18 protein-coding genes are annotated in these 18,048 nt (G+C 72.4%); 9 read left to right on the top strand and 9 right to left on the bottom strand.

Annotated features, from left to right (window positions below; genetic code table 11):
- The first annotated feature begins 140 nt into the window (after positions 1-140).
- The gene (locus AB0E02_RS05240; RefSeq protein WP_362136181.1) at positions 141-893 is read left to right on the top strand and encodes a bifunctional DNA primase/polymerase; all 753 of its coding nucleotides are present in this window, start codon (positions 141-143) and stop codon (positions 891-893) included.
- A 122-nt stretch (positions 894-1,015) separates the two neighbouring features.
- On the opposite strand, the gene AB0E02_RS05235 is transcribed toward AB0E02_RS05240, so the two are convergent.
- The 4 genes from AB0E02_RS05235 to efeO all read right to left on the bottom strand — a co-directional run bounded on the left by AB0E02_RS05235 (position 1,016) and on the right by efeO (position 5,458).
- Positions 1,016-1,891, bottom strand: coding sequence for a hypothetical protein (locus AB0E02_RS05235; protein WP_362136179.1), 876 nt, complete (start codon positions 1,889-1,891; stop codon positions 1,016-1,018).
- On the bottom strand, positions 1,878-2,870 hold the full coding sequence (efeU, locus tag AB0E02_RS05230) for an iron uptake transporter permease EfeU (RefSeq protein WP_362136177.1): 993 nt from the start codon (positions 2,868-2,870) through the stop codon (positions 1,878-1,880). Before efeU ends, AB0E02_RS05235 begins: the two co-directional genes overlap by 14 nt.
- A 64-nt stretch (positions 2,871-2,934) precedes the next feature.
- The gene (efeB, locus tag AB0E02_RS05225; RefSeq protein ID WP_362136779.1) at positions 2,935-4,260 is read right to left on the bottom strand and encodes an iron uptake transporter deferrochelatase/peroxidase subunit; all 1,326 of its coding nucleotides are present in this window, start codon (positions 4,258-4,260) and stop codon (positions 2,935-2,937) included.
- A 46-nt stretch (positions 4,261-4,306) separates the two neighbouring features.
- Positions 4,307-5,458: an iron uptake system protein EfeO gene (gene efeO, locus AB0E02_RS05220; RefSeq protein WP_362136175.1), complete on the bottom strand. Its 1,152-nt coding sequence runs from the start codon at positions 5,456-5,458 to the stop codon at positions 4,307-4,309.
- Positions 5,459-5,890: 432 nt separating this feature from the next.
- Here efeO and AB0E02_RS05215 point away from each other — a divergent pair, with 432 nt between their 5' ends.
- Positions 5,891-6,556, top strand: coding sequence for a PhzF family phenazine biosynthesis protein (locus AB0E02_RS05215; RefSeq protein WP_362136173.1), 666 nt, complete (start codon positions 5,891-5,893; stop codon positions 6,554-6,556).
- 30 nt (positions 6,557-6,586) lie between these two features.
- Here the strand turns inward: AB0E02_RS05215 and AB0E02_RS05210 are convergent, their stop codons facing one another.
- Together AB0E02_RS05210 and map are read right to left on the bottom strand one after the other, a co-directional pair.
- Positions 6,587-7,294 carry a biliverdin-producing heme oxygenase gene (locus AB0E02_RS05210; RefSeq protein ID WP_362136171.1) on the bottom strand — a complete coding sequence of 236 codons (708 nt, stop codon included), beginning with the start codon at positions 7,292-7,294 and terminating at the stop codon, positions 6,587-6,589.
- Between the two features lie 171 nt (positions 7,295-7,465).
- Positions 7,466-8,323 carry a type I methionyl aminopeptidase gene (gene map, locus AB0E02_RS05205; protein WP_362136169.1) on the bottom strand — a complete coding sequence of 286 codons (858 nt, stop codon included), beginning with the start codon at positions 8,321-8,323 and terminating at the stop codon, positions 7,466-7,468.
- 66 nt (positions 8,324-8,389) lie between these two features.
- Here map and AB0E02_RS05200 point away from each other — a divergent pair, with 66 nt between their 5' ends.
- Complete coding sequence (locus AB0E02_RS05200; protein WP_362136167.1) at positions 8,390-8,623, top strand: hypothetical protein; 234 nt, start codon at positions 8,390-8,392, stop codon at positions 8,621-8,623.
- Between the two features lie 21 nt (positions 8,624-8,644).
- On the opposite strand, the gene AB0E02_RS05195 is transcribed toward AB0E02_RS05200, so the two are convergent.
- From AB0E02_RS05195 to AB0E02_RS05185, 3 genes are all read right to left on the bottom strand, one after another.
- Positions 8,645-9,883: an MFS transporter gene (locus AB0E02_RS05195; protein WP_362136777.1), complete on the bottom strand. Its 1,239-nt coding sequence runs from the start codon at positions 9,881-9,883 to the stop codon at positions 8,645-8,647.
- A gap of 228 nt (positions 9,884-10,111) precedes the next feature.
- On the bottom strand, positions 10,112-10,807 hold the full coding sequence (locus AB0E02_RS05190; RefSeq protein ID WP_362136165.1) for a hypothetical protein: 696 nt from the start codon (positions 10,805-10,807) through the stop codon (positions 10,112-10,114).
- 42 nt (positions 10,808-10,849) lie between these two features.
- Positions 10,850-11,875 (bottom strand): dihydrodipicolinate synthase family protein, encoded by a 1,026-nt coding sequence (locus AB0E02_RS05185; protein ID WP_362136163.1) that lies wholly within the window; start codon positions 11,873-11,875, stop codon positions 10,850-10,852.
- Between the two features lie 212 nt (positions 11,876-12,087).
- Here AB0E02_RS05185 and AB0E02_RS05180 point away from each other — a divergent pair, with 212 nt between their 5' ends.
- The 6 genes from AB0E02_RS05180 to npdG all read left to right on the top strand — a co-directional run bounded on the left by AB0E02_RS05180 (position 12,088) and on the right by npdG (position 17,800).
- Entirely contained in the window at positions 12,088-12,771 is a 684-nt protein-coding gene (locus AB0E02_RS05180) for a FadR/GntR family transcriptional regulator (RefSeq protein ID WP_362136161.1), read from the top strand.
- A 217-nt stretch (positions 12,772-12,988) separates the two neighbouring features.
- A complete protein-coding gene (locus tag AB0E02_RS05175) occupies positions 12,989-13,786 on the top strand; it encodes a sialidase family protein (RefSeq protein ID WP_362136159.1) in 798 nt (265 codons plus the stop codon).
- On the top strand, positions 13,783-15,135 hold the full coding sequence (locus AB0E02_RS05170) for a sugar ABC transporter substrate-binding protein (protein ID WP_362136157.1): 1,353 nt from the start codon (positions 13,783-13,785) through the stop codon (positions 15,133-15,135). Before AB0E02_RS05175 ends, AB0E02_RS05170 begins: the two co-directional genes overlap by 4 nt.
- Before the next feature lie 122 nt (positions 15,136-15,257).
- Positions 15,258-16,118, top strand: a complete 861-nt coding sequence (locus tag AB0E02_RS05165) for a sugar ABC transporter permease (RefSeq protein ID WP_362136775.1) — start codon at positions 15,258-15,260, stop codon at positions 16,116-16,118.
- Positions 16,115-16,990 (top strand): carbohydrate ABC transporter permease, encoded by an 876-nt coding sequence (locus tag AB0E02_RS05160; RefSeq protein WP_362136155.1) that lies wholly within the window; start codon positions 16,115-16,117, stop codon positions 16,988-16,990. The genes AB0E02_RS05165 and AB0E02_RS05160 overlap by 4 nt, the downstream gene beginning before the upstream one ends.
- Before the next feature lie 78 nt (positions 16,991-17,068).
- Positions 17,069-17,800, top strand: coding sequence for an NADPH-dependent F420 reductase (gene npdG / locus AB0E02_RS05155; RefSeq protein ID WP_362136153.1), 732 nt, complete (start codon positions 17,069-17,071; stop codon positions 17,798-17,800).
- The last annotated feature ends 248 nt before the right edge of the window (positions 17,801-18,048 follow it).

Here is an 18,048-nt window from a genome sequence, read left to right as displayed (position 1 = left end):
AACGCGGCGACCTGCCGGTGATGGCCGGAAATGCCGGTATTCGCACCCCTTCCGTTCACCCCGGATCCGCACACCGGTCACCCCGGGCGCAGGATGGTGGCAGCATTGATCCCAGACCACCGCTCGAAGTGAGGGGATAGATGGAACGCAAGAGCAGGTTCTCCCAGTGGCTGCGCCGGCCGAAGAGCGGATCGGACGGCGGCGATACGGACACGGGATCGGTTGCCGCGCGCGGCCGCGAGGACCTGCTGCTGGCCGCGGCCGATGCGGGCCTCCCGATCGCCCCGGCGGCGCACCCCTCCGGCTACGGCTGTTCCTGTGAGCGCATCGGCTGTCCCACCCCCGGACGCCACCCCATCTCCTTCGGCTGGCAGACCGTCGCCACCACCGACCGCGACAAGGTCGCCGCCTGGGTCCGGACCCTCCCGCAGGCCAACTTCATCACCGCCACCGGCATCGCCCACGACGTCCTGGACGTGCCCGTCGAGGCCGGCCGCAGCGCCCTCGGACGACTGGAGGCGGCCGGCATCGAGGTCGGCCCGATCACCCTCAGCGGCGGCGGCTTCGGCGACGGCCGGATGCTGTTCTTCACCGCCACCCGCGGCACCCCGGACGACGAGGACGAGTGGTGGCCCTGTGAGCTGGACTGCCACCCCGAGACCATGGACGAGCATCCCGGCCTGCGCTGGCACTGCCGCGGCAGCTACGTCCTCCTGCCGCCCTCGACCCTCCCCGGCGACCAGCCCGCGGTGACCTGGCTGCGCGGCCCGGAACTCCCGCTGCCCGACCCGCTGACGCTGCTGGAATCGCTCACCGACGCCTGCGCGGAGTTCAACGAGCGCGCCGACCGCGAGCACTATCACGAGACCGCGGCCTGGCCGATCGGCCGCTGACCGCCGCGCCCCCGCGCCCCCTCACGACCCCCGCCGTACGGACAAGGGGCCGCCGGAAACACCCCGGCGGCCCCTTGTCCGTATCGCGTGCACGCGGGTCCGTCGGCCGGCTCCCGGCCGGCCTACAGCGGCTTGACCGACGTCTTGGCCTCGCGCCGGTTCAGCACCGTGACCTTGCCCCCGGAGCCCTTCGCCGGCACCGTCACCGCCTGCGCGGAGACGGTGGTGAAGGCCATCCGGTTGGTCTTCTTCGTCGGCCCGTCCATCAGGCCCTGCAACTGGGCCGGCACCGTGATCACCGACCCCGTGGAGACCGTCTTCTGCTGGTGGTAGAAGGTCGAGAAGAACACCAGCGCGCCGCCGTCCGTGGTCCGCAGCGCCACCGGCGGGTAGTCGGCCGCGGTGTCCTCCCACAGGATGCGGGCGCCCGGCTGGTTGGTGTCCCGCGCGCGGCGGGCCCGCCAGCCGTCGGTGTTCGGGCCGGACGCGAAGGTGCTGCCCTTGCCGGTGTTGAGGTAGTCGGCGTACGTCCGGCTCAGCTTGCCCGGATCGACCGTCAGCCCGGACTTCGCACCGGCCGGCACCGCCTCGGCGAAGCCGTCCTGGTCCGTCTTCAGCTCCGGCGCCTTGTTGCCGGCGAACTCCGCCAGGTAGACCGCCCGCCACTTCTCCTTGATGCCGTTGCGGCTGAACACCAGGAACCAGCGGCTGGCCGAACCGTCGGCCGCCTTGCGGTTGCTGGCCGCGTCGGCGATGAAGTACTTCGGCCAGCCCGCCTGCTTGGGGATCGTGAAGTGCGCGTCCTTGAACGCCAGGGCGGGGTAGGCCGGGTCGCCCTGCGGCTTCAGCGCGTGCGCCGCCTTTATCCCCGCCTGGTCCAGGGCGAGCAGTGCGCCGCCCTCGAACGAGGGGTTGAGCTCCGGATCGAGCTGCCGCTTGGCCTTGTTGAAGCCGGCCGTGAAGCGCTGCAGCGCCTTGGCGCCGTCAGCCTTCGTCACCGCCGGCAGCATCTCCCGCTCGCCGTGCACCGTCATGCAGCCGCTCAGTATCACCAGCGCCGTCGCTGCCGACGTCACTGTTGCGGGCACCCGGAACGGCGACCTGCGTGTCATGGTGCTCGGGCTCCTTCGGGGCGACCGGGGCGGGCCGGGTGGCCGCCGGGGTGGCACGATTCGGCGCCACCCTACCGGGGGCGAGGAAGAGGCCGAGCGTGGGGATCAGATACAGAGCCCACACCGTGACCTGGAGGACGGTCGGGTCCGGCTGGAAGTTGAAGACACCCTTCAGCAGGGTGCCGTACCAGCTGTCGGCCGGGATCTGCGCGCTGATGTCGAACGCCTGCGAGCCCAGCCCGGGCAGCACGGCCGCCTCCTGCAGGTCGTGGAAGCCGTACGCCAGCACGCCCGCCGCGACCACGACCAGCATCCCGCCGGTCCAGGTGAAGAACTTCGCGAGGTTGATCCGCACCGCACCGCGGTAGAACAGCCAGCCCAGCACCACCGCGGTCGCCAGCCCCAGCAGCGCCCCGACCAGCGGCCGTACGCCGTCGTTGGCGGACTGCGCGGCGGTCCAGATGAACAGCGCGGTCTCCAGGCCCTCACGGCCCACCGACAGGAACGCGGTGACCACCAGGGCCACGGTCCCCATCTGGAGCGCCGCGTCCAGCTTGCCGTGCAGCTCCTTCTTCAGGTGCCGCGCGGTGCGCCGCATCCAGAAGACCATCCACGTCACCAGACCCACCGCGATGATCGACAGCGAACCGCCGAGCGCCTCCTGCGCCTTGAACGTCAGGGTCTGCGAGCCGAACTGCAGCGCCGCACCGAACGCGAACGACAGCACCACGGCCAGCGAGATGCCGAGCCAGACCGGGCGCAACGCCTCCCGCCGGCCGGTCTTGACCAGGTAGGCGATGAGGATGCACACGACGAGGCTGGCCTCCAGCCCCTCGCGCAGTCCGATCAGGTAGTTGCCGAACACGCCGGTCCCTTCCCTTCCTTCATACGGCCGCCCGTTGTGGACGGCGATCTCTTCGGTGGCGGTGTCAGGCGAACAGCTCCCGGCCCCACCAGTCGTCCGCCTTCCGGACGCCCGGCGGGACCGCGAAGACCGCGGAGCCCACGTGCTGGATGTACTCGTTGAGCGCGTCGTTCTGCGACAGCTTCTGCTGCAGCGGCACGAAACCGTGCCGTACGTCGCGCTGGTAGGCGAGGAAGAACAGCCCGGCGTCCAGCCGGCCCAGTCCGTCCGTCCCGTCGGTGAAGGAGTAGCCGCGGCGCAGGATGCGGATCCCGGAGTTGGACTCGGGGTGTGCGAGCCGGACGTGCGCGGTCGGCAGCATCGACTTCAGGTGCGGCTCGTCACGCTCGTTCTTTCGGCCGACCGGGGCGCCCTCGCCCTTGTTGCGGCCGAAGATGTCCTCCTGCTCCTTGAGCGAGGTGCGGTCCCAGGTCTCGATGTGCATCCGTATGCGGCGCGCGACGAGGTACGAACCGCCCGCCATCCAGCCGGCCTTGCCCTTCTCGTCCCCGTCGCTGACCCACACGTGCTTGTCCAGCGCGGCGGTGTCGGTGCCCGCGATGTTCCGGGTGCCGTCCTTGAAGCCCATCATGTTGCGCGGGGTCTGGGCGTCCGGCGTCGTCGAGGACGTCTTGCCGAAGCCGAGCTGCGACCAGCGGATGGCTATCTTGCCGAAGCCGATCCGGGCGAGGTTGCGGATGGCGTGCACCGCCACCTGCGGGTCGTCCGCGCACGCCTGGACGCACAGGTCGCCGCCGCTGCGGGACTTGTCGAGGTTGTCGCCGGGGAACTGCGGCAGGTCGATCAGCGCCGCGGGCCGCCGGTCCTTGATGCCGAACCGGTCCTTGCCGTCCTTCTCGAACAGCGACGGGCCGATGCCGAAGGTGAGGGTGAGCCGGGACGGCGGCAGACCGAGCGCCTCACCGGTGTCGTCCGGCGGCGCCTCCGCCAGCCCGCCGACCGCGCCGTCACCGACCGCGTCACCGGCCGTCATCCGGGCGGCGGCCTTCGTCCACTCCTTGAGCAGGGCGATCAGCTCGTCACGGTCGTCGGTGGTGACGTCGAACGCGGCGAAGTGCAGCCGGTCCTGGACGGCGGTGGCGATACCCGCCTGGTGCGGGCCGTGGAAGGCCACCGCGGCGCCCGCGGTGGCGTCCGCGCCGGCCGGCTGGACGTCGTTGCCGGCCCGCAGCGCCGCGGCCGTACCGCCGGCCGCCACCGCGCCGAGCGCCAGCCCCGCACCGCCCCAGCCGAGCAGCGAACGCCGGGACGGCGCCCGCCCGCCGGCGGCCTGCCCATCAGCGGGGGCCCCGGCGGCCGCCTCGGTCGCCCCGTCCGTCTTGTCTGCCATACCGTCCTCGTCCTGCGTCATCCTGATCCCCTGCCCCGGCGGCGGACTACTTGGCGGTGGCCACGGCTGCGGCCAGCTTCGACAGCGGCTCGGCCAGCGCGTTGACGCCGTCCGAGAGCTTCTTGCGGTCGCCCTTGCCGACCGTGTCGTACGAGACGAAACCGTCGGTGGACTTGTCGTCACGGTGGTCGTCGAGCAGCGCGCGGATCGCCGCGAACTGCTTGTCCAGCTCCTTGGCCAGCGCCGGCTCGTTCTTGGCGACGACCGGCTTGAGCAGCTGGTACGCCTTCTCGGCGCCCTCGACGTTGCCCTGGAAGTCGACCAGGTCGGTGTGGCTGTAGCGCTCTTCCTCACCGGTGACCTTGCCGGTGGCGACCTCGTCGAGCAGTTCCTTGGCGCCGTTGGCCATGCTGGTCGGGGTGATCTCGGCCTTGCCGACCCGCTTCTGCCAGTCCTTGAGGTCGGTGATCAGCTGGTCGGCCAGCTTCTTGTCGTCCCCGGAGATCTTCTTCTCCTCCCACAGGGACTTCTCCAGCTTGTGCCAGCCGGTCCACTTCTGGCCGCCGGTGAGGCCGTCGGCCCGCACGTCGACCTTGGGGTCGATGTCGCCGAACGACTCGGCGACCGGCTCGGTGCGCTCCCAGCCGATCCGGGACAGCGCATAGGCCTTCTTCGCGGCCTCCACGTCGCCGGCCTTGACGGCGTCGGCGAACTTCTGGGCCTTCGGCAGGGTCTGGTCCGCCTGCTCCTGCACGTAACGGCGGTACGCGGCGACCGCGGCGTCCAGCTTGGGGTCGCGCTTGGCGGCCGCGCTCTTGCCACTGACCGTCACCTTCTGCCGGATGCCCTTGCCCTTCATGCCCGGCTTGCAGGCTATTTCGTACGAACCGGCCTTGATCTCCGCGGTGATCTCGGCGTTGGTGCCGGGGCCGATGTTCTCCCGCTCGGTCACGATCCGGTCGCCCGGGGCGTAGACGTAGACCTCGGTGACCTTGGAGCCCTTGTTCTCCACCGAGAACTGCACGTGCCCGGCCGGGAACTCCTTGGTCGACAGCTCACAGCTGGAGTCGGTCGCGGTCACCTTGACCGCGCCCTTGCCGCCTCCCTTGCCGTCGTTCTTCGCGGCGCAGCCGGCGACGGCGGTGACGGCCGTGGCCGCGGCGAGGGCGGCGACGGCGGAGGAGCGAAGGGCTCGCATACGGGGCTCCAAGCGGGCTAGGACGAAGAAACTGTGCACAGGAACGGTAAACAATGGCCGGAGCCACCACTAAGGCGGCCCTAACTTATCTGAGGCTTACCTATTTCTGCCCGCCCTGTCCAGTGATCCCGCTCTCATACGCAACGGCCCCATCACGGATTGGCCCGCCGCACATCACGGAACGGTCATGCGCCGGTCAAGGTAAGGGACCACTGTCGAGACGGCCTGTGACCGGGGCTTTTGGCCCCCGATGCCCACGGGGCGAAGATCTCTTCACGCATTAGTTAGGTTAGCCTTACCTAACTACTCATCTCTGGGGGTGCTCCATGACGCCGTTCCCGCCGACCGTGACCCGCGCCCGCGTGCTCTGCGCCGGACTGCGCCGGACCCTGGTCCGCGCGGTCTCGCCCGGTCCCGCGGTTCACTGTCCCGATGACCGCATACGACGTACTCCGGGTGTTCTGCGGACCGGACGGCACCGGGGGCAATGAACTGGCGGTGGTGCGGGACGGGGCGGCGCTCCCCGGCCCCGCCGAACGCGCCGCCCTCGCCGCCCGGCTCGGCTTCAGCGAAACCGTCTTCCTCGACGACCCCGACCGGGGCACCGTCGACATCCACACCCCGAGCGTCCGGCTCCCGTTCGCCGGCCATCCGCTCGTCGGTCTGGCCTGGCTCCTGCGCGCACAGGGCCGGCCGCCGCGCACCCTCCGCCCGCCGGCTGGCGAGGTCGCGGTGCGCTTCGAGGGCGACCTCACCTGGGTCCGCGGCCGCCCGGAATGGGTGCCGCCGCGCCGCACCGAACGCCTCGCCTCGGCCGCCGAGGTCGACGCCCTGCCCGCCCCGCCGCCGGGGGAGGGCTGGCTCTACGCCTGGGCCTGGCAGGACGAACCCGCCGGCGTGGTCCGCGCCCGCGGCTTCCCGCGCCGCGGCGACGACATCGCCGAGGACGAGGCCACCGGCGCCGCCGCCCTGCTCCTCACCCACCAACTCGCCCGGCCGTTGACGTTCCATCAGGGCGCGGCCTCGCAGATCTTCACCCGGGTCCACCCGGACGGCACCATCGCCGTCGGCGGCCGGGTGCGGCGCCTGGCGGCGTAACTACGGGCCACCGCCCGCGCGTTGCTCCTGCTACGCGCTGAGCGGGAACTCCTCACCCAGGGCCTGGAAGACCGCGCTGTTCAGGCGGAAGGCGCGACGGCACTCCTCGACCACGCGCTGCTTCTCGACCTCGTCCACCGGCAGGGCGTCCAGCAGGGCGCGGTAACTGCGCTTGAAGGCCGCCGGGTTGGCGATGCCCTCGAAGACGTAGAAGCGGACGCCGTCGCCCTTGCGCGCGAAGCCCCAGGTCTTCTCGGCGGTGCCGCGGATGATCTGGCCGCCGGAGAGGTCGCCGAGGTAGCGGGTGTAGTGGTGCGCCACATAGCCGGCCGGCCAGGTGCGGGCGCATTCCGTGACGCGGGCGGCGTAGGCGGCGGTGGCCGGCAGCGGCCGCAGGCCGGTGCGCCAGGACGGGCCGCCGAGGTGGGCGAGATCGCGTTCCAGCTCGGGGGTGCGGGCCAGTTCGGGACGGAGGAACGGGCCCGCCACCGGGTCGCCGGCGAGCACCCCGGTGGCGTCCTCCAGGGCGCGGTAGACGAACCACAGCTGCTCGGTGTAGCGCCGGTACGCCGTGACGCCGAGCCTGCCGCCGAGCAGGTCGCTCATGAACGAGGAGTTCTCGGCCTCGGTGTGCTGTGCGTGGGACGCGGTCCGGATCACCGTCGAGAACGGGGCGGACGGAGCGCGCGGGGCGGGCGCGACGGGAGAGGGGTGCGGGGCCGGGCTGGACGGTTCCATGACGGACCTCCGGGGCCGAGGGGCGCGAACGGCCGGCAGCTTTACCGACTCGGTGTCGGTAAAGCAGTGTAGGGGCGTTTCCGACGCACTGTCGGTAAAAATTCTGCCAGGCCGACGCCCCGGGCGCGAGGCGGCCACCAGGCCGGGGCCGCCCCGCCCGCGGGCCCGCGGTCAGGGAAGGGTGAGGATCTCCGTGCCGGTCTCCGTGACCACCAGGGTGTGCTCGAACTGCGCGGTCCGCTTGCGGTCCTTGGTGACCACGGTCCAGCCGTCCGCCCACATGTCGTACTCGTGCGTGCCCAGCGTCAGCATCGGCTCGATGGTGAACGTCATGCCGGGCTTGATGTCGGTGGTGTGGTGCGGGCTGTCGTAGTGCGGAACGATCAGGCCGGAGTGGAACGACGAGTTGATGCCGTGACCGGTGAAGTCACGGACCACGCCGTAGCCGAAACGCTTGGCGTAGGACTCGATGACCCGGCCGATGATGTTGATCTGACGCCCCGGCTTGACCGCCTTGATCGCGCGGTGCAGCGCCTCCTGCGTGCGCTCGACCAGCAGCCGGGACTCCTCGTCCACCTCACCGCACAGATACGTGGCGTTGTTGTCGCCGTGCACACCGTGGATGTACGCGGTCACGTCCAGGTTCACGATGTCGCCGTCCTTGAGGACGGTGGAGTCCGGGATGCCGTGGCAGATGACCTCGTTGAGCGAGGAGCACAGCGACTTGGGGAAACCGCGGTAGCCGAGCGTGGACGGGTAGGCGCCGTGGTCGCACATGAACTCGTGGGCCACCCGGTCCAGTTCGTCGGTCGTCACACCGGGCTGGATGTGCTTGGCGGCCTCCGCCATCGCCTGGGCGGCGATCCGGCCGGCGATCCGCATCTTCTCGATCGTTTCGGCGTCCTGCACCTCGGGCCCGGTGTAGGGCGTGGGCGCGTCCTTCCCGACGTACTCGGGGCGCGGGATCGAGGCGGGGACGGGGCGGGTGGGGGAGATCTTCCCCGGGACAAGAAGCGACTGGCCAGACATGCCAGCGAGTGTATCCGCGGCCCGTCGGGCAGGATGGTGGCACGGAGCACCCCACAGGAGGCGGCGATGGCGCTCTTCAAGAAGCGGACGGTCGGAAAGCCGGGCGAGTGGTTCTACTGCCTCAAGCACGGCACGGTCGAGGAGGGCCCCCAGTGCCGCGCCGCCGACCGCTTCGGCCCCTACGACACCCGCGAGGAGGCCGCGCACGCCATGGAGACCGCCCGCGAGCGGAACCTGGAGTGGGAGACCGACCCCAAATGGCACGACGCGGCCAAGGGCGGGGACCGCGAGGAGGACTAGCCGGTCCTCCTGGGTGAGCCGCTAGGCGGTGAGGGCGTCGCCGGTGTCGGCGGCGGCCGGGGCGGCGGCCCGGCGCTCCCGCATGCGGCGGGCGTGCTCGTCGGTCCGCGCGTCGTACGCCATCAGCTTCGGCAGGCCCAGCGCGAGCAGCCCGACCCCGGCGAAGCACAGCAGACCGCCCAGTGACACCGAGGCCCGCACGCCGGTCAGGGCCGCCATCCCACCGACCCTTACCTGGCCCAGCTGGGGGCCCGCCGAGTACGACAGCACCTCGATACCGGCCAGCCGGCCGCGCAGCTCGTCGGGGATGGTCTGGTTCCACAGCGCCGAACGGAAGATGCCGCTGATCATGTCGCAGGAGCCGGCCAGCGTGAGGCACAGCAGCACCAGCCAGACGTTGCGCAGCTGCCCGGCCACCGCGACGGCCAGCGCCCAGCCGGCCGCCGCCAGCGCGATCGCCCGCCCCTGCCGGTGGATCCGCGAGGTCCAGCCGCTGGTCAGGCTGACCAGACAGGAGCCGGCCGGCAGCGCCGCGTACATCAGGCCCAGCGCCCAGGGCGCGCGCAGCTCGTCGGCGAGGAACGGGAAGATCGCCAACGGGAAGGCGAAGAGCATCGCGGTGAGGTCGATCGCGTAGGTGCCCGGCAGCTCCTTGCGGGACCAGGCGTAGCGCGCGCCCTCGGCGATCGCGCGCAGCGACGGCTTCTCGGCGTCGTGCGCGGCGGGCGACGGGGCCAGCCGCACGGAAAGCAGCAGCGAGCCGGCGAAGGTGGCCGCGTCGACGCCGTACGCCCAGGACGGGCCGGCCCAGGCGAGCAACCCGCCGGCCAGCGCCGGGCCGGCGATCGCGCCGACCTGCCAGCGCAGCGAGTTGAGCGCGGCGGCCGCGGCGAGCTGGTCGTGCCCGACGATCCGCGGCACGATCGCGTCCAGCGCGGGCCGCTGCAGACCCGTCAGCGCGCTGGACGCCGCCGCGCTGACATAGAGCGGCCAGACCGCCGGATGCGGCAGCAGGCTGTTGCCCAGCAGTCCCACCGCGATCAGGCCCAGCGCGGCCTCGCTCCACACGATCAGCCGGCGGCGGTCCACGGCGTCGGCCAGCGCACCGCCGTAGAGCCCGAAGACGATCAGCGGGACCAGCTCCACCGCGCCCAGCGCCCCGACCGCGACGGTGGAACCGGTCAGCTGCTTGAGCTGGAGCGGCAGTGCCACGAACGTCAGGAAGCTGCCGAAGACCGTGATCGCGCCGGCGCACCACATCAGCCGGAAGTCGCGCGAGGACCGCCAGGGGGCCAGGTCCGGCAGCAGGGAGGCGAGCCGCCGCCGGGAGGCCGGCGCGGGCGGGAGTGGAGGATCCTCGGTGGTCACGAGGGTTCATCGTGCGGCGCGGGAAGCGGGCCCGCAAAGGATTTTCGGCGGCGGAGCCGGGTGGGGTGGGCGACGCGGCCGGCCCGCGGAGGGCGGAGGGCGCCCCTCGTCCCCGCCCGGCTACCAGCGCGGCGGCGGAGGAGCGGTCAGCTCGTCGGCGAGCCGGGCCAGGCGGTCGCGGAAGCGGCGACGGCCGCGGGGCGCGGGCAGGCTGTTCTCGCCGGCGGCCGCACTCACCAGGTGCTGGACCGTATCGAGGTCGAGGCCGTGGGAGGCGACGTCCTCGGGATCGGGGCCGGGGCCGGTGCCGGGGGCGGTGCCGGGGGTGTCGTCCGGGCTGCCGCCGGAGCAGCCGCCGGGCAGGGGCGCCGACGCGGTCAGGGCGTCGTGCGCGAGTGCGTGCAGATCGCGGTCGCCGCCGTCCAGGGCGAGCACCGTGGCGCCGTTGCGGCGGGCGTCGTGCACCCGTTCCAGCAGCTCGGCGCCCGGCTGCTCCGGCGCGACGACCAGCAGCGTCTCGCCCCGCCCGGCCGCGGCCAGCCGGCCCGGCCCGACGGCCAGATGGGCCGGGGCACCGGGAGGAACGCGCTGCCGCACCAGGGTCGGCGACAGCTCCGGCAGCCCCGACCAGGCGGCCTCGTCGTCCAGATGGGCGGCCAGATGCCAGGGCTCGTACCCGGCGCCGCCGACCAGCAGCAGTCCGCCGCCGTGCGGGGCGACGGCGGTGCGCAGCGACCCCGCGAACCGCCGGGTGGCCTGGATCCACTCGGTCCCGGCGAGCACCTCACGCAGCAGGGCGACCCGTACGGCATCCATGGCCCGGATCCTGCCCCAGCGCCCCGCTACCTGATTGTCCTTTCAACCGATGTCACCCGTACGGGCCACCGGAGCCAGACCGGCGGCCGTCAGCCGACGTCCCACCTCCCGGAGCGACTCCTCGCTCAGCGGCAGCTGGGGGAAGGCGGTGGTGCCGTGCTCGATGACGCCCAGGAGCCGCAGCGCCGCCTTGAAGGCGCCGAGCGCCGAGGAGCTGCGCCCCATCTCGGCCTCCGGGCCGGCGTCGATCATCCCGAACAGCGCGACCAGGCGCTCCTGTTCGGCGGCCGCGCGCTCCCAGTCGCCGGCCCGCGCCGCCTCGTAGAGGCGTACGTAACCGGCCGGATCGACGTTGCCGAGCCCCGGGACGACGCCGTCGGCGCCCGCCAACAGGGCGCCGTCCACGGTCAGTTCGGAGCCGGTGAGGACGGTGAAGCCGGGGGCCGGGCCGGTACGCCGGCCGGCGCGGCCGCCGAGTGCGACGAGCAGCCGGCGCAGTGCGCCCTCGTCGCCGCTGCTGTCCTTCAGCCCGGCCAGCGTGCCGTCCTCGGCCAGCTCGCGCACCACGGTGGGGGTGAGCCTGCTGGGCACGGCCATCGGGATGTCGTAGGCGAACAGCGGGCGGTCCACGGCCGCGCGCAGATGGCGGAAGTGGGCGGCGATCTCCCGGGGGTGGGTGCGGGTGTAGAAGGGCGCGGTGGCGACCAGGGCGTCGGCACCGAGCGTGGCGGCGGCGCGGGCGTGGTCCAGGACCCGGGGGGTGGTCGTGTCGATGACGCCGGCGAGGACCGGGACCCGGCCGTCCGCAGCCTTGATGACGGTCTCCAGGGCGGTGGCCCGTCGGTCGTCGGTGAGGTAGGCGACCTCGCCGGTGGAGCCGAGGGCGAAGAGTCCGTGCACCCCGGCGGCGAGGAGGTGGTGCACCAGGCGCGTCAGGGAGGCGGTGTCGACCTCGCCCCGCGGGTCGAGCGGGGTGCAGACCGGGGGGATCACGCCGCGCAAAGGGCCGCGAAGAGTGCTGGGGAGAGGGCTTTGGAGAGGGCCGCGGAGGGGGGTGGGCTGGGCCATGGCGGGCTCCGGGTGGTCGTGAACACATAGGACATGGGATGTCCTATGTCAGAGCACAATAGACCTGTTCACAAGCGGTCGGAAGGATCCGCGGCCCCGGCGCGGGCGGGCGGGACGGGAGCCCCCTGCTCCCCAAGAGCTTGGGGGAGGGCCGGCGGCGCGGCAGAGGGTCGGCGGCGCGGCAGTGGTGCGTGCGGGAGAGGGAGAACGCCATGGCACGAGGGACGATGGCCGAGGAAGTGCAGGGCCGGATCAAGCAGTTGATCCTGCGCCGCAGACTGGTCCCGGGCGATCCGCTGCCCACCGAGGCCGAACTGGTCGACCTGCTCGACGTCAGCCGCAACTCGGTGCGCGAGGCGCTCAAGGCGCTGCAGGCCATGCGCATCGTCGAGATCCGGCACGGCTTCGGCACCTACGTCGGCCCGCTCACCCTGGAGCCGTTCGTCGAGGGCGTCGCCTTCCGCGCCGCGGTCCGCCACCACCAGGGCGAGCCGAGCCTGTACGAACTGATGGAGGTCCGCGAGGCGCTGGAGGCCGGCCTGATCGCCGCCGTCGCCCGCCGGCTGCCCGCCGAGGACCTCACCGTCCTCAAGGGCCTGGTGCAACGGATGGCGGAGGAGGCGCGCGGCGGCATGGTGCAGAGCGCCACCGACCGGGCCTTCCACCTCGCCCTGTACCGCTCGATGGGCAACCACCTGCTGAGCGAGGTGCTGGACGCCTTCTGGGCGGCGCTGCGCCGGGTGCGCGAGGACCTCTCCGACGACCGCCCGGACCCGGAGCTGACCTACCGCCAGCACAAGGAGATCGTCGACGCGCTGGAGGCCGGCGACGGCGACCGCGCCGTGGAGGCCATGCACCGGCACTTCGACGGCATCCGGCGCCGGCTGGCCGAATAGCGCAGGGCGCGGGCCCGGCCCCGGCCCCGGTGGTGCGGGCGGGCGACGCAGGACCCCGTCCCGGGCCCGCCCGTTCACCGCGATGTCACGCCCCGTCAGCCGTCCCGTCGCCGGCACGGGGAATGCGTCATGTGCGCTGCCTTGACGGTCAGTTGGGCGCTCCCTATGGTCCCCAGGACAAGGGACATCCTACGTCCTTGCCCCCTGGGGGTGACCCATGGCGTACGAGAGCTCGGCGCCGTACCGGGCCGGGACCGAGCGGCACACCAGCCTCCGGATCCCCGCCGTGGCCCGCGCGCGCTCCGGGGCGGCGCCGGCCTTCACCGAGGACCGGGTCTCCTCGCCCGCCGACTCCAGCGACCTCGACACCGTCCTCAAGCGGCCCACCTACGGCAGCCGCACCGGGGACCCGCTCCAGGCCGCCGCCCGCAACGGCACCACCGGCGAGCTCCCGCCCGCCGACGGCCGCCGCTTACCGCTCCGGCACAGCGACGACGACGGCGCGACCTGGAGCCCGCCCCACGACCTCACCGACCAGGTCGAACAGCCGGACCGGCGCTGGTACGCCACCGGCCCCGGCCACGCCCCGCGGCTGCGCCACGGCCCGTACGCCGGCAACCCTGCGGACACCGGTATCGAGCCCCGCTACAACGGAGTCCACCCCCGGCACAGCGACGACGACGCGACCTGGCGGACCGGTGTCGTCGACGGCGACCCCCACCCCACCGTCGCCCCCGACGAGACCACCGCCGCCGAACTCCCCTACGGCACCGTTCACTTGAACCGCCGCAGCGAGGCGGCCGCCGCCCGGCACCGCGCCGGCACCGTGCCGGCGGACGGCGGCGAGACCCTGCTCACCCCGTTCGCCGGCCTGACCCGCTTCGCCGCAGCTCGGCTCAGCCGCGCGGCCGGCCGCCTCGACCGCGACACCGTCGGACTCCGCTACGGGACCGGCGACTTCAGCGCGTACTCGACGATCACCTTCCGCCGCATCCCCGTGGAGGAGCCGGCATGACCCGCAACCCCGTGCCCCATCTGCCCCGTACGCCCCGCAGAACGGTCCTCGGCGGGGCGGCCGCGCTCGCCGCCGGCCTCGCGCTCGCCGGCTGCGGCGACGGCGGGGACGGCGACGCCGACGCGCCCCGGGAGCGCAAGAAGGGCCAGAAGATCACGCTGACCTTCTGGTCCTGGGTGCCGGGCATCGACAAACCCGTCGACCTGTGGAACCGCAAGAACCCCGACGTCCAGGTCAAGGTCGAGAAGGTGTCGGCCGTCAACGGCGAGCAGTACGCCAAGATGCACGCCGCCATCAAGGCCGGCAACCCGCCCGACCTCGGCCAGATCGAGTTCCCCGTCGTCCCCAGCTTCCTCCTCGACAACGGGCTGCTCGACCTCGCCCCGCTCGGCGCCGCCCGCCATAAGGACAAGTTCTTCGGCTGGCAGTGGCAGCAGTCCGTCTTCGGCAAGGGCATCTACGCCATCCCGCAGGCCTCCGGCCCGATGGGACTCTTCGTCCGCCAGGACCTCTTCGACACGTGGGGCCTGAAGGCTCCCGGGACGTGGGACGAGTACGAGGCCGCCGCCAAGGTGATCCGCAAGAAGGGCGCCTGGATCGAGACCTTCGCCCCCACCAACGGCAACCGCTTCGCCGGCCTCGCCTGGCAGGCCGGCGCCAAGTGGTACGCGACCCACGGCGACACCTGGATCGTGCACATCGACGACGAACCCACCCGCCGGGTCGCCGACTACTGGGAATCCCTGGTCAAGCAGAAGCTCGTCAAGACCATCCCGGACCGCCAGAACGCCTGGTACAAGGACCTCCAGACCGGCGCCATCACCGCCTGGGTGGGCGCCAGTTGGGGCGATGCCCTGCTGGTCGGCAACGCACCGGGCACCAAGGGTAAATGGCGGGCCGCGCCGCTGCCCCAGTGGAAGGCCGGCGACCGGGTCTTCGCCAACTGGGGCGGCTCCACCACCGCCGTCTTCGCCAAGGCGAGCTACCCCAAGGACGCCCTCGACTTCGCCGTCTGGCTCAACACCGACCCCGCATCGATCGCCCTCCTGATCGCCGGCGGCTACGGCTTCCCCAGCGCCAAGCACGGCTACGCCACCGACGCCCTCGACGCCGACAAGACCTTCTTCGGCGGCCAGGCGTACAGCAAGGTCTTCGCCGACGCCGGTGCGCACGTCGACACCAGCTGGCGGTGGGGCCCCGGCGTGGACACCCTCTACCAGCGGCTCGGCGACGCCTTCACCGACGCCCTCGCCGACGGCAGCTCGTTCCGCGCGGCCCTCACCAAGGTGCAGCGCCAGACGCTGTCCGACCTCCAGGGCAAGGGCCTGAAGGTGGAGAGCGGCGGGTGAGCCGGGACACCCTCGGCCGCACCGCGCCGGACACCACCCGGCGGCCGCACCCACCCGGCCGCCGCCGGCGCCGGGTCTCCCGCACCGAGGCCCGCAACGCCCGCGCCGCCGCCGGCTTCGTCCTGCCCTTCCTCGCCCTCTTCGGCCTCTGCTTCCTCGCGCCCATCGGATACGCCGTCCAGCAGAGCCTGCACCGCACCGAACGCACCGGCCCGCTCGGCCTCGGCGGCCACGAACACGAGGCGTTCGCCGGCCTCGCCAACTACGCGCACGCCCTCGCCGACGAGCGGTTCCTGGCCGGCTTCGGCCGGGTGCTGCTCTTCGGCGCCGTACAGATCCCGCTGATGATCGCGCTCGCCACCGCCCTCGCACTGCTCCTGGAGAGCGCGAGCGCCCGCGGCATCGCCTTCTTCCGCAGCGCCTTCTTCCTGCCCTACGGCGTGCCCGGTGTGATCGCCTCGATCCTCTGGGGCTTCCTCTACGTCCCCGGCATCAGCCCGCTGGTGAAGATCGCCGACGCGGCCGGCTGGGACGTCGACTTCCTCTCCCGCAGCACCGTCCTGTGGTCCATCGCCAACATCGTCACCTGGCAGTTCACCGGCTACAACATGCTGGTGCTGATCGCCCAGCTGAAGTCCGTACCCGGCGAGCTGTACGAGGCGGCCCGGATCGACGGCGCCTCCGCCTGGCAGGTCGCCCGGCACGTCAAGCTCCCGCTCATCCGGCCCGCGCTCGTCCTCACCACCGTCTTCAGCATCATCGGCACCCTCCAGCTGTTCGCCGAGCCGATGGTGCTGCGCCCGCTCGCCTCGTCCATCGACTCCGGCTTCACCCCCAACCTGCACGCCTACAGCGAGGCGTTCGTCGGCAACGACCCGCACGTGGCGGCGGCCGAGGCGGTGCTGCTCGCGCTGGTGGCGTGCGTGCTGTCGTTCGGCTTCCTGCGGCTGGTCGGCGGGCGGGCGAAGGAGCGACGCCGATGAACCGACCCACCGCCCGCCCCCGCACGACCCTGCCGCCGGTCCGCTACCGGATCATCACCGCCTCCCTGCTGACCGTCGCCGCGCTGTACTTCCTGGTGCCCGTCTACTGGCTGGTCGTCTCCACCACCAAGAACAGCGCCGAACTCTTCGGCACCTTCGGCTTCTGGTTCGCCGGCCACCCCGACCCCCTCGGCCACCTCGCCGACGTCCTCACCTACGACCACGGCATCTACGCCCGCTGGTTCGCCAACTCCCTGCTCTACGCCGGGATCGGCGCGGTCTGCGCCACCCTGCTGTCCGCCGCGGCCGGTTACGCGCTGGCCAAATTCCCCTTCCCCGGCCGGGAGGCGGTCTTCAACCTCGTCCTCGCCGGCGTCCTCATCCCCGGCACCGCGCTCGCCCTCCCGCTCTACTTCCTCTTCAGCGCGATGGGCCTGGCCAACACCTACTGGGCGGTGCTGATCCCGAGCGTGGTCAGCCCCTTCGGCGTCTACCTCTGCCGGATCTACGCGACCGCCGCGGTCCCCGACTCGCTGCTGGAGGCGGCCCGGATCGACGGTGCGGGAGAGGCCCGGATCTTCGCGGGCGTGGGCCTGCGGCTGATGACCCCGGCACTGGTCACCGTCTTCCTCTTCCAGTTCGTCCACATCTGGAACAACTACTTCCTGCCGCTGGTCATGCTCTCCGACTCCGACCTCTACCCCATCCAGCTGGGCCTGACCAGCTGGACCGGCTACGCGGACCGGCAGCCGGTGCTCTACCAGTACACGGTGGGCGGCGCGTTCCTCTCCGTGGTGCCGCTGATGGTGCTGATGACCGTCCTGCAGCGGTACTGGCGCACGGGGCTGACGGAGGGCAGCGTCAAGGCGTGATCCCGGCGGGCCGGCGACCGCGGCATCACCCGCTCACCGGCCCGCGCCCGGCCGCACCCGCGTGACAGGATCGCTGTCATGACTACTCCTGACGATGCCCAGTCCCCGAACGCCGCGACCCGCGCCAAGGCCGCTCTCCGGCGCGACCCGTGGGACCTCCCGGACGTGTCCGGTCTCGTGGTCGGTGTCCTCGGCGGCACCGGTGACCAGGGCCGCGGCCTGGCCTACCGGCTCGGCCGGGCCGGCCAGAAGGTGATCATCGGCTCCCGGGCCGCCGAGCGCGCCCAGACCGCCGCCTCGGAACTCGGCCTCGGCATCGAGGGCGCGGAGAACGCGGAGTGCGCGCGCCGCAGCGACGTCCTGATCGTCGCCGTGCCGTGGGAGGGCCACGCCAAGACGCTCCAGGCCCTGCGCGAGCCGCTGGCCGGCAAGCTCGTGATCGACTGCGTCAACCCGCTGGGCTTCGACAAGAAGGGCGCCTACGCGCTGAAGCCGGAGGAAGGCAGCGCGGCCGAGCAGGCCGCCGCGCTGCTGCCCGACTCCCGGGTCACCGCGGCCTTCCACCACCTGTCCGCGGTGCTGCTCCAGGACCCCGAGGTCGAACAGATCGACACCGACGTGATGGTCCTCGGCGAGTCCCGCGCCGACACGGACCTGGTCCAGGCCCTGGCCGCCCGCATCCCCGGCATGCGCGGCGTCTTCGCGGGCCGCCTGCGCAATGCGCACCAGGTGGAGTCACTGGTGGCGAACCTGATCTCGGTAAACCGCCGCTACAAGGCGCATGCGGGGGTCCGTCTTACGGACGTTTGATCCCCCCACGTGGTTGGCTGCGGCGCCGCGGGGGTTGCTCGCCGTTGCGCTTTGCGGCGCCGCGCACGTAGCCGTCTGCGACGCCGCGGGGCTTCTCGCCGTTGCGCTTTGCGGCGCCCCGCACGTACCCATCCTTCTCGCCGCGGGGCTTGATCGCCGTTGCGCCTGCGGCGGGCGGGTGGTGTTTCGGGTGCGGTGACGGGCCTCCGGGGCCGGTTGTGTGGACTGCTGACGCTTTACGTCCACAC

The organism is Streptomyces sp. NPDC048196 (assembly GCF_040652715.1).
Taxonomy (GTDB): domain Bacteria; phylum Actinomycetota; class Actinomycetes; order Streptomycetales; family Streptomycetaceae; genus Streptomyces; species Streptomyces siderophoricus.
This window is presented reverse-complemented; position numbering and strand designations above follow the sequence as displayed.